The organism is Flavobacterium amnicola (assembly GCF_004122165.1).
GTDB lineage: Bacteria > Bacteroidota > Bacteroidia > Flavobacteriales > Flavobacteriaceae > Flavobacterium > Flavobacterium amnicola.
Genome location: NZ_SBKO01000001.1, coordinates 383,866 through 409,052 on the forward strand (window position 1 = coordinate 383,866; position 25,187 = coordinate 409,052).

The 25,187-nt window shown below is 35.6% G+C and carries 19 protein-coding genes and 2 tRNA genes; 10 read left to right on the forward strand and 11 right to left on the reverse strand.

The features are described from left to right. The first annotated feature begins 28 nt into the window (after positions 1–28). Positions 29–2,185, forward strand: a complete 2,157-nt coding sequence (locus EQG63_RS01795) for a S46 family peptidase (RefSeq protein ID WP_129433825.1) — start codon at positions 29–31, stop codon at positions 2,183–2,185. Between the two features lie 201 nt (positions 2,186–2,386). Then, positions 2,387–2,611 (forward strand): hypothetical protein, encoded by a 225-nt coding sequence (locus EQG63_RS12205; protein WP_164974427.1) that lies wholly within the window; start codon positions 2,387–2,389, stop codon positions 2,609–2,611. Between the two features lie 81 nt (positions 2,612–2,692). On the opposite strand, the gene EQG63_RS01800 is transcribed toward EQG63_RS12205, so the two are convergent. The 3 genes from EQG63_RS01800 to mce all read right to left on the reverse strand — a co-directional run bounded on the left by EQG63_RS01800 (position 2,693) and on the right by mce (position 3,731). Further along, entirely contained in the window at positions 2,693–3,055 is a 363-nt protein-coding gene (locus EQG63_RS01800; protein ID WP_129433827.1) for a YegP family protein, read from the reverse strand. Positions 3,056–3,206: 151 nt separating this feature from the next. Continuing rightward, a tRNA-Ile gene (locus EQG63_RS01805) sits at positions 3,207–3,280 on the reverse strand. Positions 3,281–3,326: 46 nt separating this feature from the next. Then, entirely contained in the window at positions 3,327–3,731 is a 405-nt protein-coding gene (gene mce / locus EQG63_RS01810) for a methylmalonyl-CoA epimerase (RefSeq protein ID WP_129433829.1), read from the reverse strand. Between the two features lie 83 nt (positions 3,732–3,814). On the opposite strand from mce, the gene rbfA reads away from it, so the two are divergent. After that, positions 3,815–4,207 (forward strand): 30S ribosome-binding factor RbfA, encoded by a 393-nt coding sequence (gene rbfA, locus EQG63_RS01815; protein ID WP_129433831.1) that lies wholly within the window; start codon positions 3,815–3,817, stop codon positions 4,205–4,207. 1 nt (position 4,208) lies between these two features. After that, positions 4,209–5,411: an ABC transporter permease gene (locus EQG63_RS01820; RefSeq protein ID WP_129433833.1), complete on the forward strand. Its 1,203-nt coding sequence runs from the start codon at positions 4,209–4,211 to the stop codon at positions 5,409–5,411. Positions 5,412–5,451: 40 nt separating this feature from the next. Here the strand turns inward: EQG63_RS01820 and EQG63_RS01825 are convergent, their stop codons facing one another. Beyond that, positions 5,452–5,640, reverse strand: a complete 189-nt coding sequence (locus EQG63_RS01825) for a hypothetical protein (protein ID WP_129433835.1) — start codon at positions 5,638–5,640, stop codon at positions 5,452–5,454. A 171-nt stretch (positions 5,641–5,811) separates the two neighbouring features. On the opposite strand from EQG63_RS01825, the gene EQG63_RS01830 reads away from it, so the two are divergent. Next, entirely contained in the window at positions 5,812–6,255 is a 444-nt protein-coding gene (locus EQG63_RS01830) for a nucleoside deaminase (RefSeq protein ID WP_394343564.1), read from the forward strand. A gap of 81 nt (positions 6,256–6,336) precedes the next feature. Here EQG63_RS01830 and EQG63_RS01835 read toward each other — a convergent pair whose 3' ends face one another. The 4 genes from EQG63_RS01835 to EQG63_RS01850 form a co-directional block, all read right to left on the reverse strand. After that, positions 6,337–6,534 (reverse strand): cold-shock protein, encoded by a 198-nt coding sequence (locus EQG63_RS01835; protein ID WP_129433837.1) that lies wholly within the window; start codon positions 6,532–6,534, stop codon positions 6,337–6,339. Positions 6,535–6,664: 130 nt separating this feature from the next. Then, a complete protein-coding gene (gene aspS, locus EQG63_RS01840; RefSeq protein WP_129433839.1) occupies positions 6,665–8,416 on the reverse strand; it encodes an aspartate--tRNA ligase in 1,752 nt (583 codons plus the stop codon). A 131-nt stretch (positions 8,417–8,547) separates the two neighbouring features. Further along, complete coding sequence (locus EQG63_RS01845; RefSeq protein ID WP_129433841.1) at positions 8,548–11,352, reverse strand: T9SS-dependent choice-of-anchor J family protein; 2,805 nt, start codon at positions 11,350–11,352, stop codon at positions 8,548–8,550. A gap of 124 nt (positions 11,353–11,476) precedes the next feature. Continuing rightward, positions 11,477–14,794: a zinc-dependent metalloprotease gene (locus EQG63_RS01850; protein ID WP_129433843.1), complete on the reverse strand. Its 3,318-nt coding sequence runs from the start codon at positions 14,792–14,794 to the stop codon at positions 11,477–11,479. A 135-nt stretch (positions 14,795–14,929) separates the two neighbouring features. On the opposite strand from EQG63_RS01850, the gene EQG63_RS01855 reads away from it, so the two are divergent. After that, a complete protein-coding gene (locus EQG63_RS01855) occupies positions 14,930–15,865 on the forward strand; it encodes a bifunctional riboflavin kinase/FAD synthetase (protein ID WP_129433845.1) in 936 nt (311 codons plus the stop codon). On the opposite strand, the gene EQG63_RS01860 is transcribed toward EQG63_RS01855, so the two are convergent. After that, on the reverse strand, positions 15,862–16,836 hold the full coding sequence (locus EQG63_RS01860; protein WP_129433848.1) for a polyprenyl synthetase family protein: 975 nt from the start codon (positions 16,834–16,836) through the stop codon (positions 15,862–15,864). The two genes, EQG63_RS01855 and EQG63_RS01860, sit on opposite strands and share 4 nt — an antisense overlap. Before the next feature lie 141 nt (positions 16,837–16,977). Between EQG63_RS01860 and EQG63_RS01865 the strand changes: the two genes are divergently transcribed. The 4 genes from EQG63_RS01865 (at position 16,978) to EQG63_RS01880 (ending at position 23,665) form a co-directional block, all read left to right on the forward strand. Beyond that, a complete protein-coding gene (locus EQG63_RS01865) occupies positions 16,978–17,577 on the forward strand; it encodes a TetR/AcrR family transcriptional regulator (protein WP_129433851.1) in 600 nt (199 codons plus the stop codon). After that, positions 17,578–18,927, forward strand: a complete 1,350-nt coding sequence (locus EQG63_RS01870) for a TolC family protein (RefSeq protein ID WP_129433853.1) — start codon at positions 17,578–17,580, stop codon at positions 18,925–18,927. Positions 18,928–18,945: 18 nt separating this feature from the next. After that, complete coding sequence (locus EQG63_RS01875; RefSeq protein WP_129433855.1) at positions 18,946–20,085, forward strand: efflux RND transporter periplasmic adaptor subunit; 1,140 nt, start codon at positions 18,946–18,948, stop codon at positions 20,083–20,085. Positions 20,086–20,200: 115 nt separating this feature from the next. Continuing rightward, positions 20,201–23,665, forward strand: coding sequence for an efflux RND transporter permease subunit (locus tag EQG63_RS01880; RefSeq protein WP_129433857.1), 3,465 nt, complete (start codon positions 20,201–20,203; stop codon positions 23,663–23,665). A gap of 65 nt (positions 23,666–23,730) precedes the next feature. On the opposite strand, the gene EQG63_RS01885 is transcribed toward EQG63_RS01880, so the two are convergent. Both EQG63_RS01885 and EQG63_RS01890 read right to left on the reverse strand, forming a co-directional pair. Next, positions 23,731–23,804, reverse strand: a tRNA-Ala gene (locus EQG63_RS01885). 84 nt (positions 23,805–23,888) lie between these two features. Beyond that, complete coding sequence (locus tag EQG63_RS01890) at positions 23,889–25,187, reverse strand: HlyD family secretion protein (protein WP_129433860.1); 1,299 nt, start codon at positions 25,185–25,187, stop codon at positions 23,889–23,891.

The window sequence follows — 25,187 nt, forward strand, 5'->3', positions numbered from 1 at the left end:
GTAACTTGCACATTCTTAAATTATCAATATGAAATTTTTACGTTTACTACTTATTTTATTCGTACTACCAACTTTCGCTCAACAGGGTGGTATGTGGATTCCTTCATTATTAAAAGGAATGAACGAAACCGAGATGAAAAATCTGGGAATGAAAATTACGGCCGAAGACATTTATTCGGTGAACAAATCGAGCTTAAAAGATGCGGTTCCTCATTTTGACGGTGGCTGTACTGCCGAAGTAATTTCTCCAAAAGGATTGATTTTAACTAATCACCACTGTGGTTATGACAATATTCAAAGTCATTCTACGGTTGAGCATGACTATCTAACCAACGGTTTTTGGGCCTATAAAATGGACGAAGAATTACCTAACAAGGATTTATTCGTGACGTTCATTGTTCGTATTGAAGATGTGACTTCAAAAGTAACCGAAGGAGTTGCTTCAATTACTGCAGAATCGGACAAACAAAAGAAAATTCAGGAAAATATTTCGAATTTAACAAAAACACTTCCAAAAGAAGCTTGGCAAGAAAACAGCATCAAGACGTTTTATGATGGCAATCAATATTTATTATTTGTCACCGAAACCTTTAAAGACATCCGTTTAGTGGGGGCACCACCGAGTTCTATTGGTAAATTTGGTTCGGATACTGACAACTGGGTGTGGCCACGTCATACAGGTGATTTTTCGTTATTCAGAATTTACGCTGATAAAAACAACCGACCAGCCGAATATTCTAAAGATAATATTCCATACACACCGAAGCATTTCTTCCCTATTTCTATCAAAGGGATTCAAGAAAATGATTTCACTATGGTCATGGGCTACCCTGGAAGAACACAAGAATATTTGCCTTCTTTCGCGGTAGAACAAATCATGAATGAATTGAATCCTGCCAAAATTGAAGTCCGTGACGCCGCTTTAAAAGTACAAGACGGATTTATGCGTAAAGACAACGCGATAAAAATTCAATATGCTTCCAAATATGCAGGAGTTGCCAATTATTGGAAAAAATGGATTGGAGAAACCAAAGGATTGAAAAAATCGAATGCTGTTGGTATCAAACAAAAATTTGAAGCAAATTTAACCGAAAAAATAAACAAAGCCGGCAAACAAGCCGAATACGGTAATTTATTAAACGAATTCAAAACCAATTACGCCAACATTAAAGAATATGCTTTGGCAAGAGATTACTTTACTGAAGTAGTGCAACGTAATACCGAAATTCTATCTTTCGGGTTTCGATTGTATCAATTGGAACAACTTTACAACAATAAAGGAGAGCAAGCTTTTAACGACAGAAAAAACAATGCGATTGCAGCTTTCGAAGGATTATATAAAGATTTCAACGCCCAAGTAGACGAAAAAGTTTTTGAAAAATTAATCGCCATTTACGCGACAAAAACACCAAAACAATTTTTGCCTTCGACATTAAACAACATCAATGCTGCTCAATTGGCTACGGACATCTTCACCAATTCGAAATTGACTTCGTATAATGGCTTAAAAGAACTATTAAACGGTGATGCTAAAACGGTGGTCGAAAAACTAAACCAAGATAAAGGCTATGCCCTAGTAAAATCGATTGCGGATGTTTACATTAAAAATGTTTTCCCAAGATATGAGGAAATGAACTTAAAAAATATTGCCTTGCAACGTACGTATATGAAAGCGATTATGGAATTAAGTCCAAAATCGGCGCGTATATTCCCAGACGCTAATAGTACCTTACGTGTGACTTATGGAAAAGTAAAAGGCTACAAACCATCGGATGCTGTAACTTATTCTCCATTTACCACATTAGATGGCGTGATGGAAAAATACGTACCTGGCGACTATGAATTTGATGTACCAAAAAAACTAATCGATTTACACCAAACGAAAGATTACGGACAGTATGCCGACAAAAACGGAAAAATGCCAGTGGCTTTTATTGCTACAAATCATACAACTGGTGGAAATTCAGGTTCTCCTGCTTTGGACGCTAATGGAAACTTAATTGGTTGTAATTTTGACCGTGTTTGGGAAGGAACCATGAGTGATATCTATTACAGTCCAGACATTTGCAGAAATATTATGGTCGATGCTCGTTATATTTTATTTATCATTGATAAGTATGCTGGAGCAAAAAATTTGATTGAAGAAATGAAAATCGTCAAATCAATGCCGAAGAAAAAAAAGTAAAACAAAGTGCCATAAATAGTACGGATATTTAAAAATTATTCTTTTTTAATCTCACTTTCTATTTTTGGCACATATATTGTAAAATACCATTTCGTCGATAAAAGATATTTTTTATAAAAAAAAATTCAAAAAAAGTTTTACATATTAAAAAATTTATATCTTTGCGACGAATTAATAATTAACCTTTTATAATTAAGTAAGATGAAAAAAGTTGTTTTAACTATGGCTTTAGTTGCTATGATGAGTGTTTCTTGTAAAGATCAAGCTGCTGCTACTGAAGAGGCTACTACAGAAATGACAGAAGCTGTTGACACTGCTGCTGCTGCTGTTGACACTGCTGCTGCTGCTGTTGATACTGCTGCTGCTGCTGCTACTGAAGCTGCTGCAACTGCTACTGAAGCTGTTAAAGAAGAAGTAAAAAAATAATTAGATACAATCTAATATTTTTACAAAGCTCCGCATAGCGGGGCTTTTCTTTTTTTTAGCACTTTCGTACAGTTAAGTTATTTAGTCTTGGAATTCAATTTCAGGAAAGGCAAATTCGTTGGAAGAGAAATCTAACACTTCCGAAATTTCCATCGAACGCATAATTTCATCTATTCCTTTTTGCATCAAAAGTTGTGTCGTATACTTTCGACTGGTAGCGTATTCTTTTTTGCCGATAATCAACCTAAAATAAAACTTACCGCTAGAAGTTCTAAATTTCATAAAAACAGCTTCAGGTAAAGCCTTTTTCATTATTTCGATATCTTCTTCGCATTCGTAACGCAATTCATAGCTATCGCTCGTTAAAATCGTTTTCCCTCTTCGAGAAACGAATTCAAACTTAAAATCATCGCTTAATCTTCTACTTATTACAAAGGTCGCCATAGCACAAAAATAATCATCCAACCTGCATGTATCGTTGTTTCAAACAAAAGATATAAACAATTTTAAAAACAATTCAATCTACCCCTCAATCATCCCCAAATAAAAAAACCCTACAAACGTAATGTTTATAGGGTTTCTAATTTAACCGATGTGGTCCCACCTGGGCTCGAACCAGGGACCACCTGATTATGAGTCAGGTGCTCTAACCAACTGAGCTATAGGACCGGTTAATGAGGTTGCAATATTACTATATTTTTTAACGACTTCAAAATTATTCTGCAATTTCTTGACATAATTCTATCAGCACGCCATTAGTGGTTTTCGGGTGTAAAAAGGCAACCAACTTATTGTCAGCTCCTTTTTTCGGAATTTCATTCAAAACCACAAAACCCTCTGCTTTTAATCGTTCAATTTCGAAATAAATATTTTCCACATCAAAAGCGATGTGATGTATTCCCTCCCCTTTTTTCTCTATAAATTTTGCAATCGGACTGTCATCATTCGTGGCTTCCAACAATTCAATTTTATTTGGTCCGTTCATGAAAAATGACGTTTTCACCCCTTCACTTGCTACTTCTTCTTCTTTATAAGCTGGTGCACCAAATAATTTTTCAAAAAGCAGATTGGATTCCTTCAAATTTTTGACAGCTATTCCTATATGTTCAATTTTTCTCATTTTATCGTCTTAATTATGCAAATATAAAACATTGTAGCCTTGTTACTTTGCCCATTTTAAACTAAAAATCGTATTTTTGCACCATGGAAACAAATAGACAAAAAAAAATAGGAAGTGTTTTACAAAAAGATTTAGTTGATATCTTACAGGGAGAGATTCGCAAGAACGGAATTACCAATCTTGTTATTTCTGTTTCAAAAGTGAGTGTGACTACCGATTTGGGGGTGGCTAAAGTATATTTAAGTGTGTTTCCACAAGACAAAGCTGTTGAAATTCTTGAAGCTGTAAAATCGAACATGCCACTTATTAAGCATGATTTATCACAGCGTGTAAAATTACAATTAAGAAAAGTACCTAATCTATCTTTTTACATCGACGATAGTTTGGATTATATTGAAAAAATTGACGACGCTTTATCGGGCAAAGAAAACCCTATTGAAAATCCAGATCTTTTAGAAAAAAGAAAGAAATCATAAATTGAATTTTCCGCTTTACATAGCCAAACGCTACTTAAAAACGACTAGCACCAGTAATGCCATTAACATTATTACCAAAATTGCAGGAGTTGGTATTATTGTAGGTGCCATGGCCTTGTTTATTGTCCTTTCTGTTTTTAGTGGATTGAAAGATTTTAGCCTTTCGTTTAGTAATAATTTTGATCCAGACCTGAAAATAATTCCGAGTAAAGGGAAATCTTTTGTCATTTCTGAAAGTCAATTGGAAAAATTAAAAGCGATTGATGGAATAAAATTTTACAGCAAAGTAATTGAAGAGAAAGCCCTTTTTGTCTACAAAGGAAAAGAACAAGTCGCCGAATTAAAAGGAATAGACAGTCAATACAACAATGTAAATAAGGTTCAAAAAACAATTTATCAAGGGCAGTGGCTCACCAACAGAACTCCACAAGTGGTCATTGGCAACGGAATCTCTCAAAAACTCTCTCTAGGACTATTTGACTTGAATAATAATTTTGAAATTTTTGTTCCAAAACCCGGGAAAGGCACAATCAGTAATGCCGATGATGCCTTCAATAAATCCATCTTGATTCCCGTGGGAATTTATGCCATTAATGACGAATTGGATTCAAAATATGTATTCACCGATTTACAACTTGCTCAAGAGTTACTGCAGTATAATGAAAATCAGGTGTCTGGAATTGAAATTAGCATTGATACGCTTGCAAATGAAAATGGAATTACAACTCAGTTAAATAAAATATTTGACAACCACGTAACCATCAAAAACAGAAGACAGCTGAATGATAGTTTACACAAAATGCTAAACACCGAAAACACAGCTATTTATTTGATTTTCACTTTGGTTATCATTATGACCCTTTTTACACTCGCTGGAGCCATCATTATGATGATACTAGACAAGCATTCCAATTTAAAAACATTATACAGCGTTGGCACCCCTGTGCATCAGCTCAAACATATTTTTTTACTCCAAGGAATTTTATTAACTGTAGTGGGCGGCATTGTGGGGATTATTTTGGGCTTAATTTTGGTACTCGCTCAGCTTAAATTCAAATTAATTATGATTACAGAAACCATGCCTTATCCAATAAAAATTGAATGGATAAACTTTGTAATCGTCTTTGCCACCATTTTTGTATTAGGATTCATAGCATCCTATATTGCAAGCAGTAGAGTAACTAAAAACCTCCTGGAAAACTAAATTTATTATAAAAGTAACCTTTTCTTAACAAGAGCTATTATTATGAAAAAAAAGCAGATAAATGTTTTGAAGAGTAAATATTTTTTATATTTTTACGCCGTATGAAAAGTGCTCCAAAAAATATCAACCTAATACTGACGATGGCGTTATGCTTATTGTCCTCAACAGCAATGTTTAGCGCAAATACTCCACCGCCACCGCCTACACCATTCCCTCCAGGATTACCCATAAATGAAAATTTAATCGGGTTAATTGCGATTGCAGTTGTATTCGGATATTTTTCAGTAATTAGAAAACATAAAAAACAAATATAAACCTCTGCTAAGAGGTTTTTTTTATTGAAGTAAAACTACACCGACTTTACTCTTCAAGTATCAAAAGCATTTAAAAAAAATTTCAAGTGGAAGAAAGTATTTTTACTGACGAATATTTCATGCAAAAAGCTTTCCAAGAAGCGGAGGATGCCTTTGATAAAGGTGAAATACCCGTAGGTGCTGTCGTAGTCATAAACAACCGCATCATTGCTCGAAGCCATAACTTAACCGAACTCTTAAACGATGTTACGGCACACGCCGAAATGCAAGCGATAACAGCAGCAGCCAATTTTTTGGGCGGCAAATATTTAAAAAATTGCACGCTATATGTAACCCTAGAACCCTGTCAGATGTGCGCAGGAGCCTTGTATTGGAGCCAAATTACAAAAATAGTCTGTGGCGCATCCGACGAAAAAAGAGGCTTTAGAGCTATGGGTTCGCAATTACACCCCAAAACAGAAATCATTTTTGGAATTATGGAACAGGAATGCTCTAACTTAATGACTACTTTTTTTAAAAACAAAAGATAAACTCTTCATTATCTCTGGAAATAAAAAAACCACGCCTAAGCGTGGTTGTACCTTCATTCGGTAATCAAAAAATATTTTATATTAATCGATAACTACTACGTTAGTAGCAACTTTACCTTTACGTCCATCTTCTTCTTCATATGAAACTTTGTCACCTTCTTTTAACTCTTTACCGTTAGTTCCAGTAACGTGAACAAAAATATCCACACCTGTTTCATCATCAGTGATGAATCCAAAACCTTTAGATTCAACGAAAAATTTTACTTTACCTGTTTGCATTCTTTTAATAAAAATAAATTAATAAGTTTCAAAGATAAAATTTTTATCGAAACAAAAAAGTTTTATTGAAACTTTTTCAAAATCAACCAATTAATAAAAATAAAAAAAGAGAACCGAAGTTCTCTTTAACTTATTGTATATTAAGCTGAATTGCTAGTTCATCAAGTTGCTTATTGTCTATTACCGATGGTGCATCAATCATTACATCCCTTCCTGAATTATTTTTCGGAAAGGCAATGAAATCACGAATAGTTTCTTGACCTCCTAAAATAGCAACCAACCTATCCAATCCAAAGGCTAACCCTCCGTGTGGTGGCGCTCCGTATTGGAAGGCACTCATTAAAAATCCGAACTGATTTTCGGCTTCTTCTTTAGAGAATCCTAACAATTCGAACATTCTTGCTTGTAAATCTTTGTCATGAATACGAATAGAGCCACCTCCAATTTCGTTTCCATTTAAAACCATATCATAGGCATTCGCTCTAATTTTTCCAGGTTCGGTAGTGATTAAATGTAAATCTTCAGGTTTTGGCGAAGTGAATGGATGGTGCATCGCATGGTATCTTTCGCTTTCTTCGTCCCATTCCAATAATGGAAAATCAACCACCCATAGCGGTGCAAACTCATCTGGTTTACGTAACCCTAAACGAGTAGCGAGTTCCATACGAAGCGCACTCAGTTGTGCTCTAGTTTTATTAGCCGGGCCTGAAAGTACAAAAATCATATCTCCTGCTTTTGCACCTGTTGCTTTTGCCCAGTTAGACAAATCGTCTTGATCATAGAATTTATCAACGGATGACTTATACGTTCCGTCTTCATTGCATTTTACATACACCATTCCAGAGGCACCCACTTGAGGACGTTTTACCCAATCAATTAAACCATCTATTTCTTTACGAGTGTATTCACCAGCACCCGGAACTGCAATTCCAACTACTAACTCGGCCGAATTGAATACTGGAAAATCTTTATGTTGTGCTACCGTATTCAACTCCCCAAATTCCATTCCGAAACGAATGTCTGGTTTGTCGTTACCATAGGTTTTCATGGCATAATCATAGGTAATTCTTGGGAATTTATCTACTTCAATTCCTTTAATTTCTTTTAATAAATGACGCGTTAACCCTTCAAACATATTTAAAATATCTTCTTGATTTACGAATGCCATTTCACAATCGATTTGTGTGAATTCTGGCTGACGGTCGGCACGCAAATCCTCATCACGGAAACACTTTACAATTTGGAAATACTTATCCATACCACCTACCATCAACAATTGTTTGAACGTTTGAGGGGATTGTGGTAAGGCATAAAACTGCCCCGGATTCATACGACTCGGTACCACAAAGTCACGAGCTCCTTCAGGAGTTGACTTGATTAAATAAGGTGTTTCGACTTCACAAAAATCTTGATTGGAAAGGTATTTTCTAACTTCCATAGCCACTTTATGGCGGAATAACAAACTCTCTTTTACTGGATTTCTTCGAATGTCCAAATAACGATACTTCATACGAATATCTTCTCCTCCATCGGTTTCATTTTCGATAGTAAAAGGCGGCGTTATTGCCGAATTTAAAATGGTCAATTCAGAAACTAAAATTTCGATATCCCCCGTGCTCATGTTCGCATTTTTCGACTCACGCTCAATCACTTTTCCTTTCACTTGAATAACAAATTCACGACCTAGTGTTTTCGCTAATTCAAACATGGATTTTTCCGAACGGTTTTCGTCAAAAATTAATTGTGTAATTCCGTAACGATCACGCAAATCGACCCAAATCATAAATCCTTTGTCGCGTGATTTTTGAACCCACCCTGAAAGAGTAACTTCTGTATTGATGTGTGATGCGTTTAGTTGCCCACAATTATGACTTCTGTACATGATAAAAAAATTTGAATGCAAAAATACTATTTTTAAAATAAAGCCTATTAACTTTTTCCATTGAAAATAAAAAAATAAGGGGTATGTCTAGACATACCCCTTATCAAATTACTTGTAAAAAAAAATTACAATTATTCGATCACAATTTTCTTAACTGTTTTCTTAACACCATCAGTAATGGTTACTAAATAAACCCCTGATTGTGTATTTTCTAAATTGATAGTTTGATTAAAAGTACCGTTGTTTGCATATTTTCTATCAAATATTTGACGACCTCTTAAGTCGGCTACACTTACTTTAATATCGCTATTTGAATCTGATTCTAATTCGATATTGAAGTTTCCTTTATTAGGGTTTGGATATAAATTCAAGCTAGCAAACTCAAAATTATCTCTTCCTAAAGTAGCAACCGTACCAAAATAATAATCTCCACCAATTCCGTTCGCTACAGTTGCAGTTAATGTGAAATTAGTTCCAAAAGTTCCAGTAGTTGTTGTTAAAACAGTACCTGAACCTCCTTTGATTACTTTTAAATTCGCTCTAGCTCCACCAGTAATACCTTCCCAAGCTGCAACTTCTGCATCTGTAAAGTAGAACTTGATTGTTCCTGCACCAGATGGATTATTAGTTGTTGGTGTAACGGTAATTCTTTTAGCCATCACTCTTTGACTAGCAGCAGTGTTTGACCCATAATTCACAGCGGCAGCACCAGCAGCAGCTAAATCACGAGAAACCAATATAGAAGTACAACCATAATCGAATGTTGTACCACTAGCAGTAACATCTGCAATAACATTACCATTTGTATTTCTACCATATACAGTACCATTTATTGGTAATGATGTTTGACAATTCGCAGCAGCAGTAATCGCTGTTTGAACTTGCGTTGTCACTGTAGCATTTAATAATACAGAATCTAACAACAACAATCCTACGTTTGCATTATTATTAGCATGTCTGAATACGATATATCCTGTTTGACCATATAATGCTGGTGGAATTACATTATTTCTTAAAACTGAAGTATTTGCCGCTTGAGTAGAAGTTGCTTGTAGAACCGTTCCTGCTATAATGTTTGCAGCAGAAGATACATTTGTCGAAAAATAAACAGTATAATCTCCAGCCGTAGCTCCGTAACCCGCAATAATATATTGTAATGATGCAGCTGTAGTTCCTGCAGGAATGGTAATTTGTGGACTAATCATAAAATTATTTGGAGTAGCATTTCCTGTTCCTCCTAAATAAGTTAATCTTTTCTCTGAATAAGCACATGTTCCTACTATTGTATTAGGAGCTGTTCCAATTCCCTCAGCCCCATTTAGAACGCCCCAGTTTCTTGTATCACCATCACCATCAAGTAATGTCCAACCTGCAGCATCTTCAAAGTCTTCATTGATTAATGAATTTACAACAGTTGCTGCAGAAGCTACATCATCATTAACAATTGTCATTGTTAGTTTATTACCTTCAGAATGCGCTACAGCATCTCCACCGTTTGCATTCACTGTAAAAGTAATTACTAGGTTTTCATTTGGTTCTACATAACCGTCATTTAAAACTCTTACTACAAGGTTTCTATCAGCTGTTGTTCCAGTTGGGAATGTAACTGTTGGAGTTTGAATAGTAAAATCATTTGCATTAGCCACAGAAGTACCATCGATAGCAAAAGTAACTACTGCATTTTGAGTAGGCGCTTTATTGATGCTTAATGGAATAGTATAATCTGTAAAACTACAGCCATTTCCTTCAGCTACATCTGCATTAATCAAACGAGTTGAACAATCAACTCTCTTAAATTGAATAGATGATGTAGCTACATTACATACGGGTGATACTAACAAGTCATCTCTACGTGGAGAGTTTTGTATCACAGCCAACATTCTATCCTTTTGATTTTGTGTATATCTATTCATACATGTATCATCTGAATAATCCATGTAATTTTCTGTTTGTCTTGCCTGTCCACTACATTGAACTGGTTTTAAACAAGTAGCTTCGGCTGCAAAATATGAATTACTACAAGGTGGTACATCAGCACAATAATCATCTCCTGAACAATCGGTAGCGTCACCCCAAGTGTGTCTTAAACCAAACATGTGTCCGATTTCGTGAGTTGCTGTTCTACCTTGGTCATATTGAGTATCTGAATAATTTCCTCCTGGATAAATTGCTCTACAACCAAAAGTACCGTAAGCACATATGAAACCATCTGTAGATGCTTCGCCAGATACACAATCTGCAGAAGGCATTCCTGCTAAACCAGAACCAGATGGAAATTGTGCATATCCTAAAACACCCGCTAAATCACCTGACAACGAAGCTGTCCACATGTTAAAATATTTAGTTGGATCCCAAATAGTATTTGGCTTCATGTTGGTTTCCACCCCTGCCTGGTCAAAAGAAGCAATCCCTAAATTTCTACGATCAATACCATTGGTAGGATTACCACTTGGATCTACTGTAGCCATACAAAACTCAATAGTAGTATCAACTCCAGCTCCAGCTCCAGGCGTACCTGTCATCTTTCTAAAATCTTGATTTAAAACAGTAATTTGTGCTAAAACTTGAGCATCAGCAATATTTTCGTTAGTTCCTACTGCATCACCATTGTGAATTACGTGTACAACTACCGGTATTCTAATAACAGAAGGCAACCTTAATCTGCCTTCAGCACGTTGTTTTTGAATTTCTAAAACTTTTGGCGCTAACCAGTTTTCAAACGCTTCATCACTAGCTGCTTTACCGCTAGCTTGACGCGCTAAATGATGCTCATGTGTAGCACATCTAACAACTCCACCAGGAGATGTTGCTCTTGCTTTTTCAATTTCAGTTTGAAAAACATTAGTTTTGTTCTCTATCGGTTGCACTAATTTAGCCACCTGAGAATAGGATAATGATAAATTCAAAATGAAAATAAATAGTAATAATTTTTTCATATTTTTTAATTTTTTGGACACAAATATATTCTTTTGTCACAAATAAACTAAGGAATTGTTTTTTTTTAACAAAAAAAGCGAGACTCAGTAAAGAGCCTCGCTTTTTGGTTTAAGGTAAGAAGATTTATTCAACAATAATTTTTCTTACTATTTTCTTGTTTCCTTCTACAATAGATACTAAATAAATTCCGGCTTCAACATTGTTTAAGCTTATATCTTGATTGAAAGCGCCATTACTTGTATATGATTTTTCATACACTTGTCGACCTCTCATGTCATGAACATTAATAGTAATACCATTACTTGAAACAGAACTAAACTTCACATTAAAGTTCCCATTTGACGGGTTTGGTGAGATTGAAAAATCAGCAAACTCGAAATCTTGTGTTGAAAGCGGAGCCGCTGTACTACAAAGATTTAATGACCAACTGTTTAATGTACCCCCATCAAGATTAAATCCATCTGCAACTCGTAACGTCCAGTTTCCAACAGGATTTGTTCCATTAAATACTGAAAGTGCATTTGCAGGAATTACAATTCCACTTACTGCTGGATTTCCACCACAAGCTAACACCGAACCAGAATCATCAAAAGTTGTATTAATGTTTTGGCTTGACCCACAGGATTGGTTGAAAACTATTGCTGATGCGCCAGTTGGTCCTAATAACGTAATAGTTAAGTCGGAAACATAAGTATGGGTAATATTCATTGTTAAATTAACATCAGATAGTGTTCCTCCACTTGGCACATTAATAATTGAATTGATTGTTGGCGCTCCACTTGCCGAAATAGCAACAGGAGTATTATTATTGTAATTCGTACAATTTAAAACAAAAGTAGTAAACTTAAATCCTGAAGTAAACACCCCTTGACAACCGCTGTTTTTTGGTAAAACTCTCCACCAGTAATCTGTTCCTTGTGTTAGTCCCGAAACACTAAATGAGGTTGTTGTGGTATTCCCTGTAGCTACGATTGCTGTAAAAGTTCCATTTGTAGAAACTTCAACATCATAATTTGTAGCACCGGCAGTGGCTCCCCATGTTAGATTTAAAGTAGTGTTTTGAGCAGTCGCATTATTAGCTGGAGTTGTTAAAACTGGTACAGCAGGAGCTGCATTAACATCTAAATAAAAAGGAACTGTTTTTGTCGTTGCTCCTGAAGTAGCATTCACAATGATATTGGCAAGTCCAACAGGAGTTGAAGCTGTTGTAGTAACTGCCATATTAACTGTACCATTAGCTGACAATGACGTTGGCGTGAACACTACAGTTGTATTAGCAGGTACTCCAGTTGCTGTAAAATTAGTTGTTCCGCTAAAACCCGCTAAAGCCGTATAGTCTATAGTATAATTAATAGTATTAGGTCCTTGACACACTGATTTGTTTTGTTCTCCAGCTGTTCTATTAAAAGATACTGCAAACGAAGAAGCAGGAGCCGCAATTGTGAAATTGTTATTTGAAATATCAAAGAAAATATTATTATTTCCTCTAACCATAACACGGTGCGTCGTCCCAGCATTATTTGGAATGGTAACCGTTTCAGAGCCATCATTAGGAACCCTGTGGGCTAGTAAAATACCATTTGTTAACGTGTTATCTGTAAACAAATAAATATCTACAAATGGACAATTCACAGCACCTGCATTTGTTGAAGCAACATTCCAGGTAACTGTTTGATTCGTTCCAACAGTATAAGACAAACCTGTAGCACTTGGTATATTTACTACAAATGGTCCTGAAGTATTAGATACCGTTACCACTTTATCATCAAAATTGGTTTGTCCAACATTTGTGCTAGCCACATATGGAACATTGTCTCTTACAGTCAATCTGAAAGTTAAAGTTCTTGAAACCGAACTTAACGCTTCTGTTAAAATTCCTGCATCATTACTTCCGTTTACAGTAGCAGAAGTCGTGGCAGCATTGGCAATAATAGACTCTACTCTTGGCATGTAGCGATTACCTGAACTCGTTGGTGGCCATGATTGCCAGTTAGGTCCAATTGTTTTGTTTGTTGCTGCATCACTATTTGCCCCCGTTTGATTGGCGGTGTCGTGGTCAAATTGCTCCCATTGATACGATAACGTTCCATTTGGATCGGTAGCCGTCCCTTCTAAAACAAAAGGTGTACTGATTGGAATAACATAATCTACACCCGCTGCAACAGTCGGCGCCATATTTGGCACATCTGTAACAACAGGACATGTTTTACCAGATAAATTCGATTGCATTTGACTGATTGAAGTGGCATGAAAAGTATCAATAGAATGGTTATCAATATCTTGAGATGTAATCCCTGCATACCCCATGATGGTAACTCCTGAACCTGGTTCCATATTGTTTCCAGATCTTTCAGCCCCCATAGTAAAGGTATGATTGGCACCTAATTGATGTCCAACTTCATGCACAACAAAGTCGATATCAAAATCATCACCTTGAGGAACACTTCTTGTGGTGAAACCACTTCCTTTACCAGTATCACAAACACATCCAATACAACCTGCATTTCCATTACCTGTAATACCACCTACTGCTGAGAACAAATGTCCAATGTCATAATTTGCATCTCCAATTATATTGGTCAAATTGGTTTGTAATTGAGAATTATAATTGGTATCCGCGCCATCTGTATAACCATCTGTTGCAGGATTGTTAAAGAAAACACTGGTTGTTGTTGGAATTAAATTTAAATGTAATCCTAAATCTTTTTCGTATACCCCATTGCAACGTGTCATCGTGTTGTTAACTGCAGTAACTACCAATCCAATATTTCCAATTGTAGTAGTCCATCCATAATACGCTGAATATTCAGCGGTTACAGACTGCGCCAATCGCATAGTTCTTAATTTTCTATCACTAGATAATGCTACTTTTCCTTCAATTTGACTATTCACATTTTTCATTAACTGATTGTCTTCAGTTGTACATGTAAAAGGCAAACTCCCTTTGTTTCTTTGAGATTTGTAAACCGCATAAGTCTTACCATCTTGAGAATAGGCCTCCATGAATTCATTTTCTCTATCGGTTCTAAAAACCATCGTTTGAATTCCGTTTGGAGCAATACTCAATTTTAAAGTAGCAGATGGATCTGTAATTCCTTTTCCAGAATACGCTCTAATTTCAGGAAACTGCGCTTGTAACGCTGGCTCAAAATTAGAAGCTTCATATACTTCAAACTGTTCCATCTGCCCATTTGCATTTGGCAAATTAATAACAACTCCTTGTTTTGAAACGAGAGCCTGAGTTGAAAATAAAACTTGTCGCAACGGATTTATATTTAAATCATACAAATCGAAAGTTTTAGGAAACGATGGCCTTTCGACACCTTTTGCCGTAACAATCTTTCCTGTGTTGCTTTTCCGAGCGGTCCAATAGTTCCCGGTCTGGGCACTTACTTGTACCAGAACAAAACACGCTAAAAGTGTTAGTAGTTGTTTTTTCATCTTTTAATTATTATAGTTGATTTTCAAATTTATTAAAAAAAACAACACAAACGAAAAAGTTATTTATTTTATACAAAGGCTGTTACATATAAAAAACAAAGAATATCTTTGTCGTTTAAAAATTACATTACCTACATGAATATTTTTCATTCGCTTTCCGAATACAATTCCAATCAAAAAACTGTACTTACTATTGGCACTTTTGACGGAGTTCACTTAGGACACCAGAAGATTCTTCAAAGAATTTTAAACAATACCAAAGACAACAACACGCAAAGCATCGTTCTCACTTTTGCGCAGCATCCAAGAACGGTTTTACAATCGGAATATGATATTAAACTATTAAATACGACCGAAGAAAAAATTCATCAGTTAGAAAAAACCGGAATTGACAATTTAATGATTTTGGAGTTTAATGCTGAACTATCTAACTTGTCTGGCGAAGAATTTGTAAAAAACATTCTAGTTGACAAATTAAATATTCAAAAAGTTATCATTGGTTACGATCATAAATTTGGGAAAAATCGCGCTTCCGACATTCACGATTTGATCAATTTCGGAAAAAAATATCATTTTGATGTCGAGCAAATTTCCGCAGAGGAATTAAACGAAATTACCATAAGTTCTACTAAAATCAGAAATGCCATTTTAGACGGAAACATCGAATTAGCCAATCAATATCTTGGTTATACGTTTTCGTTTTCGGGGATTGTCGTAAAAGGAAATCAAATTGGAAGAACCATTAATTTTCCTACAGCAAATATAGCACTTGAAGATACCCAAAAAATACTGCCTAAAAATGGGGTTTATATTGTGGAAGGTTCTTGGAATGGAAATGCACATATCGGAATGATGAATATTGGCATTAAACCCACTTTAAACGAAAACAAAAAGACGATTGAAGTACACTTCTTGGATTTGAATGAAGATCTATACGACAAAGAAATCACTATTGCAGTCCATCAATTTGTTCGAGCGGAACAAAAATTTAATTCGATCGAAGAATTGAAAAATCAGCTTTCAAAAGACAAAGAAGCTACTTTAAGTTACTTTAAAAAAGGCGACAACTAAACATTTCTGCCCATCAGATTTTCTCCGAAAGCTCTCAAAAGTTCATTTTTATCTGAGGTGATGTTCATTTTTTCTAATGTTTTGAAGGCTTCAAAAGTAAAGTCTTTGATGGCTTCTTGAGTGGCCAAACTGGCTCCAGAAGTAACAAATATATCCTTTACCAATTTTATTTTATCGGCATTATCTTGTGGTTGAATCGAAAATAAGTGTAACAATTGTTCCTTTTCGGTTGGAGTCGCAAACTCCATTGCTTTTAAATACAAAAAGGTTTTTTTATTCTCAATTATATCGCCACCAACTTGCTTTCCGAAAGTTTTCGGATCGCCAAAGGCATCCAAATAATCGTCTTGAAGCTGGAATGCTATCCCTAAATTGAGTCCGAAATCATAAATTAAATTGGCATTTTCTTCCGAAGTTTCTGCAACAATTGCTCCCATTTTCATGGCAGCACCTACCAAAACGGCCGTTTTATATTCGATCATTTTTAGGTATTCCAAAATACTCACGTCGTTTCGGGTTTCAAAATCAACGTCATATTGTTGGCCTTCACAAACTTCTAATGCTGTTTTACTGAATAATTGGGCTAATTCTTTAAATACTTTGGGTTCGTAATTTTCAAAATACTGATAGGCTAAAATTAGCATCGCATCTCCTGAAAGAATCCCCGTATTAATGTTCCATTTTTCATGAACCGTTGGGTTACCGCGACGCAATGGAGCATCATCCATAATATCGTCATGGATCAATGAAAAATTATGAAAAACCTCAACTGCTGTAGCGGCACTTAAAGCTTTGGAACACTCTGCATTGAAAATTTCAGCCGCCATTAACGTTAAAACCGGACGCATGCGTTTCCCACCAAGAGCTAAAATATAACGAATCGGTTCGTATAAGTTATTGGGCTGTTTGTCTATTTGAAGTGAAGAAAAATGAGCGGAAATTACTTCTTGATAGTAGGCTATAGAATGCATTGCTTTGAAAATTTCAGCTAAAATACTTCAATTAAAGGGAATTGCCAAAATTAAGAAAATGTTAAAATTTTGTAAATACACAGGAAACTATTTTGGTGTTAAAAGTTTCCATTCTATATTTGCAGAGAATTTAGAATACTTATGAAAGATAAAATCATAGCGAAAGCAACGGATATGTTTTTGAAACTCGGTTTCAAAAGTGTGACTATGGATGATATTGCTTGCGAAATGTGTATCTCAAAAAAAACGATTTACAAATTTTTTAGCAATAAGGAAGCGCTAATTGAAGAAGCGACAGAGATTGTACATGAAAAAATTCATACGGTTATTGATGAAATCATAGAAAAGGATTTCAATGCTATTCAAGAAAACTTCGAAATCAGAAGACTTTTCAAAGAAATGTTTCAAAATGCGGATACCTCACCAGTGTATCAATTAAAAAAACATTATCCAGAAATTTATGGAAAGTTATTGGAAAATGAAATTCAAGATTGTAGCGAAATGTTTGGCAAAAACATCAGAAAAGGAATTGCACAAGAACTGTACAGAAGCGAAATTAATATTGAATCCTACATACAATTTTATTATACCCTGATTTTTAGTATTAATGAAAACACCCAATTGGAAAGTGAGGCATTAAAATTAGAAATGGAAGCTTTAGAATACCACACAAGAGCCATGGCAACCCCAAAGGGAATCATCGAATTAGAAAAACAATTATTAAATCATAAATCCGAATAAATGAAGAAAGGTATTGTACTTATTGCCTTGATATTTTTTCAAGTCCAATTATTTGCCCAAGAAACGACTACCACTAGTAAGTCGTATTCACTAAAAGAAGCCATAGATCACGCCGTAAAAAACAATTACAGTGCCATAAATGCCAATCGTGATTATGAAGCTGCCAAACTTAAAAAGAAGGAAACCACCACTATGGGATTGCCTCAAATTAATGGAAATTTAGGCTATCAAAACACGTTCGCCATACAACAGCAAGGAATTGAAGCCCAAAATTTTAACCCATCAGCTCCAGCAGATGCAATTGATGTAGTAGGTTTTGGATTAAAACACAACATGGTAGGAACGTTAACGTTAAATCAATTAATTTTTGACGGTTCTTATTTGGTCGGATTACAATCAGCAAAAACCTATTTAAAAATTTCTGAAAACGCACAAAAGAAAACAGCGCAAGAAATTACCGAATTAACAACTACTGCTTACGGCAATGTTTTAATGTCGGAAGAAAGCATCAAAATTATCGAGCGCAACCAACAAACATTAGAAAAAACACTTAAAGACACGCGTGAAACTTATAAAAATGGGTTTCTGGAAGAAGAATCGGTTGAACGTTTGCAAATCACATTGACAGCGGTAAAAAGTTCGTATGATTATGCCAATAGAATGAAAACTATTGCTACCAATATGCTAAAGTTATTAATGGGAATCGATTTAGATGAATCCATTACATTGACAGAAAAATTGGACGCTTTAACCACCAGTAATATTGATATGGCCCTGCTCAATGAAAATTTTGATTTGCAAAACAATATTGATTATCAAATTAGCAAAAACTTAGAAGACTCCAAACGATTACAGTTAAAGTACGAGAAAAGTAAAGCCTTGCCTTCATTATCGGCGCAAGTAAATTTTGGATACAACACTTTCGGAAAAGAGTTTACCATGTTTAATGCTAACAACCGATGGTATAATTTCTCCAACCTTGGTATTGGTTTAAATGTGCCTATTTTTAGTTCTTTCGCAAGAAGTTCTAGAACCGCACAAGCGAAAATTGCTTTCGAACAAGCCAAAACAAAACTTATCGAAACCGAACAAACACTTAAGCTACAGTATCAAAAAGCTAAAAGTGATTACGAGTATAGTGTTGCACAATACAATTCGGCGAAAAGCACCTTACGATTAGCCGAACGCATCGAAAACAAACAAAGCATCAAATTCAAAGAAGGGCTATCCACAAGTTTTGAATTTACCGAAGCGCAAAATCAATTGTTCTCGGCCCAACAAAGCTACTTGCAAACTATGGTAGACATCATCAACAAAAGAGCCACTTTACAAAAAGTCATCAATAAATAAACCCATAAACATACTACAATGAAAAAAATAATAATCTTAGCCATAACATCAGTCGTTTTATTTTCTTGCAAAGGAAATGACGCTTCCACTTCTGTCGATCAATTAATTGAAGCTAAAAACTTTACCGAATTAAAAAAGAAAAGAGAGGTACTTCAATCTGATTTAACTAAAATTGATGCCGCTTTAGCTGCAGCTAATTCTAAAGCAGATGAAGCATTAGTAGAAGTACTTACAGTAAAAGACACGACTTTTAGTCATTACCTTGAAATTCAAGGAAATGTAGACACCAATCAAAACATTTTAATTCAACCTGAAATGCCAGGAACTTTAATTTCATTGAATGTGAAAGCAGGTCAAAGTGTACAAACAGGTCAAATTTTAGGAAAAGTAGACGATGGAGGTATGAGTCAACAATTAGCCAGCATTCAAACGCAATACGAATTGGCCAAAACAACTTTCGAACGTCAAAAACGTTTATGGGATCAAAAAATTGGTTCAGAAATTCAGTATTTACAAGCACAAACTCAAATGATTAGTTTGTCGAAATCAGTAAATCAAATGAAAGCACAAATTGCAAAAACATTAATTAAAGCGCCTTTTAATGGGGTGGTCGATGAAGTTTTTGTGGAAAGAGGTCAAGTCGTTTCGGCGAGTCCACAAGGTTTAATGCGTATTGTGAATTTAAACCAAATGTATGTGAGCACTTCTATTCCTGAAGCGTATGTTGGAAAAGTAAAAGTAGGTACTCCAGTACAGGCTGCAATTACTTCCATCGGGAAAGAATATTCAGGAAGAATTCGTCAAGTAGCGAAAACCATTAATCCTGCTAACAGAAGTTTTGGCATAGAAGTAAGCGTTCCTAATCCAGAAGGTTTATTACGCCCTAACCAAGTGGCCAAATTAAAAATTGTAGATTACACAAAAGCATCTGCAATTGTCGTTCCTACAAATATTATTCAGCAAGACGCTAACGGAAACAAGTTTATTTATACTGTTACTGAAGCGAAATCGAATGAAGGAGTTGCTAAAAAAGTAATGATTAAAACGGGGCAAAATGCCAATAGTGTAACAGAAATTGTTTCCGGATTAAACAAAGGTGACATCATCGTTACCGAAGGTGCAAATGCACTTGCAGAAGGAATGAAAGTATCATTTTAACATTGAAATTGAAGGTTAGTCGTTTGTCGAAAAAGGTTTTGTTGGTTTATTTCTTAGTATCCAAATCAGCTAACCTTTTCAATTTCAGTTCCAAATATAAAAAAGAAAACATATAATGGCACATCAACAAAAAGAATTTGGCATTTCAAGTTGGGCGGTAGATAACCGTGTAACCGTGTACATCCTAACATGTATTATTGTGATTACAGGAATTTATGCCTATATCACTATGCCGCGTGAAGATTTCCCAGAAATCATCGAAAACAAAACGTATATTTCTTCTATTTTCCCTGGAAATTCAGCCGAAGATGTAGAGAAACTGGTTACAAAACCTTTGGAAGATAACATCAAAAACATAAGTGGCGTTACTAAAGTAACCTCTAGTTCCTTTCAGGATTACGGTATGATCATTGTCGAATTTGAAGACGATATTACCGTAGAAGAAGCCAAAGCTAAGGTAAAAGACAAAGTCGATTTAACGAAAGCCGATACCGATTGGCCAACTATGGACAACGGAAGTAAAGTAGAACCGAATGTGTTCACCATTAATATTGCGGAGGAAGTTCCGATTTTAAATATCAATCTAAAAGGAAATTACACTTCGCAACAGTTAAAAAAATACGGCGAATATCTTGAAGACGAAATCGAAGATATTTCGGAAGTGAAAGCCGTTGACATTCTTGGTGTAGACGATAAAGAAGTTGAAATCGCCATTGACGTTTATAAAATGAATGCAGCGCAAGTAAGCTTCGATGATATTCAGAGCGCCGTTCGTTATGAAAACATGACGCTTTCTGGCGGAAATTTAGTCGCCGAAGGTTCTAGAAACAACATCAGAATTGTAGGAGAAATTTCAAATCCGTTGGAATTAGAAAACATTATCGTAAAATCATACGGAGGTTCTGTGTATTTAAAAGACATAGCAACCATCAATTTTAAAGAAAAAGAACGTACCACTTTTGCCCGTGAACACAACGAAGAAGTAGTCATGCTGAATGTTAAAAAACGTTCGGGGCAAAACATGATTTCGGCAATTGACCAAGTAAAAGAAGTGGTTAAAAAAGCACAAGAAAAAGTATTACCAAAAGACCTAAGTGTAACATTAACCAACGATCAATCTTCACGTGTAGAACACCAAGTAGATGAGTTAACCAATCACATTATTTTTGGAGTAGTATTGGTAATGATTGTATTGATGTTTACCATGGGATTACGTAATTCCTTATTTGTGGGCGCTGCGATTCCATTATCAATTTTCATTGCTTTCACATTGCTTTCGGCAATTGGGGTTACGATGAATACGATGGTATTGTTTGGTTTGGTAATGGGATTAGGGATGCTGGTTGATGACGGTATTGTGGTCGTCGATAACGTTTTTGCCAACATGAAAAAAGGAATGCCGCGAATGCAGGCTTCCAAAATTGGTATTGGCGAAATTGCATGGCCGGTTATTTCCTCAACCGCAACTACCTTAATGGCCTTTTTACCGTTTGCTTTGTGGCCCGGAACCATGGGACAATTTATGCAATATTTTCCATTAACGCTTTCAGTAACGTTAGGAGCCTCATTGTTTGTAGCAATGGTGGTAAATGCAGCAATGACAGGAGGTTCTATGGATATTGAAGATAAAAATATCTCCAGAAAATCCATTAGAAAAAACACTATTATTTTATTGGCAATTGGAATCTTGTTTGTAATTCCTGGAAACCTTTACGACTCGAAATTAATGCGAGGCATTGGACACTTGTCTTTAATTGCTGTTGCCTTAATGTGGTTGTACCATTTGAAATTATACCAATGGACACAAGATTTTCAACATGATTTCTTCCCAAGAATGGAAGAAAAATACAAAGCCATGTTGGCCAAAATCTTAACCAAAACCAATGCTTGGAAAGCTTTTGGAGGAATAGTTGGAATGTTATTTTTATCCATTTTCTTAGTGGTTTTATTTCCAACCGATTCGTTGTTTTTCCCTGAAAATATTCCAAATCAGGTAATAGCTTATATAGAATATCCGCAAGGCACCGATATTTCTAAAACCAACAAAGCAACGGAATTTGTTGAAAAACAAGTCATCAATGTTTTAAATAAATATATAGATCCGGAAACGAAAAAAGATTTCTTGGCCGAATCGATTGTAGCCCAAGTTGGGGTTGGAGCCACGAATCCACAAGTCGATTTAGGTTCGCAATCGGAAACGCCACACAAAGGAAAAGTAACGGTTAATTTCTCCGAATTCAAATTCAGAAAAGGAATCAATACCGCCGATGTGATGGAAGAAGTACGAGCTAAAATTAAAGCGATTCCTGGTGCTTCGGTTACTGTAGAAAAAGATGCGGCTGGTCCACCAGCAGGATATCCTGTTAGTATCGAATTGAAAGGAACCAATTATGAGGAAATGCTGAAAGAAGCCGACAAAATGATTGTTTTCTTGAACAGTAAAAACATTCCTGGAATCGAAAAATTAAAAGTAGATATCAATAAAGAAAGTCCAGAATTGGAAGTAAAAATCGACAGAGCTAATGCTGGAAGTCTTGGAGCTTCTACTGGAATGGCTGGATTTACTTTACGTCGTGCTGTATATGGACAAGAAATTTCCACCTATAAAGAAGGAGATGACGATTATAATATTGTAATGCGTTTGCAGGATGACCAACGCAAAAATGAAAGCGTGTTGTTTAATCAACCGTTAACATATCGTAATCCGAACAACGGACAGATCATGCAAGTGCCGATTTCGGCTATCGCATCGACGGAGAAAACAAAAACCTACAATCAGATTAAACGTAAAGATTACAAACGTATCATGACGGTTTATTCGAATGTGATTACGGGGTATAATGCCAATGAAATTGTTGAAACCATTAAAAAAGATTTAGCCGATTACAAATTAGCGGGTGATATTACCTTCTCTTTTTCTGGCGAACAGGAACAACAAAGTAAAGAAATGGCCTTCTTGATGTTTGCTCTTTTCCTTGCCATTGCAGGAATTACCACTATTATTGTATTGCAGTTTAATTCGGTTTCGAAAACATTAGTGATTATGTTTACCGTACTACTGAGTTTAAGTGGTGTATTTTATGGCTATGTGATTGCTCGTATGGATTTTGTGGGATTAATGACCATGATGGGAATTATTTCATTAGCGGGAGTTGTGGTGAAAAACGGAATTGTATTGATGGATTTCTTTGTCTTATTAATGGATAAAAAAGTAGCCGACAACAACTTGGAAAGTCACGACGATTTAACCATTGAGCAAATTAAAGATGTCATTATCGAATCAGGGAAATCGCGTTTACGTCCGGTATTATTAACCGCCTTAACCGCAGTATTGGGATTAATTCCATTAGCTATCGGATTAAACTTTGACTTCTTCGGATTGGTAACCGATTTTAACCCACACTTTTACATGGGAGGAGATAATGTTATTTTCTGGGGACCACTAGCATGGACCATTATCTTCGGATTGACCTATGCAACAGTATTGACTTTAGTCATGGTACCGGTTATGTTTTATTTGGTGAAACGAACCAAATATTGGTTACGTGATAAAAAAGCAAAGCGATTAGCGGAAGTATAATAAAGCAAAAAACGTCTCGATAAATCGGGACGTTTTTTTATTGGTTTGGTTTGTTGGTTAATCTGTGGAGAATACCGGATTCGAACCGGTCACCTCTTGCCTGCCAGGCAAGCGCTCTAGCCAAATGAGCTAATCCCCCTTTTTTAAGGAATCCAAATATACTCTTTTTGTTGAGAATCCCTAAAATTTTATTCTCATTTTTATTTACAATCTAAGATTTTGATCAATCTCTATTTAACATGTCCTTAAATTGGTATAAAACACGCTCTAAAAGCGACAAATCTTGGGTGATAATTTCGGCAGCACCACGCATTTCCTGTTGAAAAGGGATTTGCTTTTTATAACTGGTTTCCATTCCTTCTGGCAGAATAACATCAATCATTACGTTTCCATCTTTATCAGGCACTAATGAAATATTGTTCACTTTCCCCTTTAGAATTCCAAATTCTCGATCAGGAAAATTAGCCAAACGAATATTCACTTGTTGGTCTACCTGTATTTTCCCGGAGTTTAAAGAGGGCGCTTTTACTTTTCCGACAAATCCTTTTCCAGCACTTGGTACAATTGAAAATACATTATCTCCTGACGCAATCGTCTGGTTTTCCACCCATACTTGAGTGAAACTTACTTTTCCTTCAATAGCAGATTGTAGGGTATAAGTTAACTCCCAGTCTTTGATCGCTTTTTTTAATTGATAAAAAGATTGCGAAAGGCTTCTGTCTAAATTCACACTTTCTTTGACATCATTAATAACTGTCCCTTTAGTGGCTCTAGTATTTTCAATTAAAGAAGATTTTAGTTGAGAAATGGAAGTCAACAGGTTTTTATAATTTTTTTCGGCTTGTAAATAATTCAATTTCTTCGTGTCATATTCCTGAGAAGAAATCACCCCTTTGTCGTGAAGCTTTGCATATCTGGCAATGTCATTACGCTGTAGCAGTAATTCCTGCTCATTGATTTCTTTTTGTTGCACAAGTAAAGTAAGGCGCTCCTGAATTTGTGTGTTTTCCGATTTTTGGGCATTGCTTTCCACTTGATACGGGTGCAACGATTCATTCAAAGTATTCGCTACGTAATCCTTCTGAAATAATGCATAAGCACTTTCAATTTCACCTAATTGTAGGTTTTTAAAAGCATCAAACGGGAAATTTTTGGAAGTCGATTTTTGAAACGTTTCCAATTCCTTTTTCAAACGAAAAACATCTTGGTAATTGGCAGCATTCTCGATTATAGCCAGTGGCGTATTGGCCAAAACCTGCGCTTTATCTTTCACCAAAATCGCTTGTATTCTCCCTGAAGTTTTCGCGAGTAATTTTTCTGGCGGAACATTGGTGGTGATGATAATTTCAGTTCGTATTATATCTGGATATCTTAGAAACCCTGCTATAATAAACAACATGGCAATGATTCCGAAAATCAGAACTGTCCCCCATCGAATCATCCAATGCGGTACTTTTGTTAATATATCTTGTACTTCTTCGCTACGGAGTTCAAAAGAAGTTTCTGAATTGTGCTCTATCAT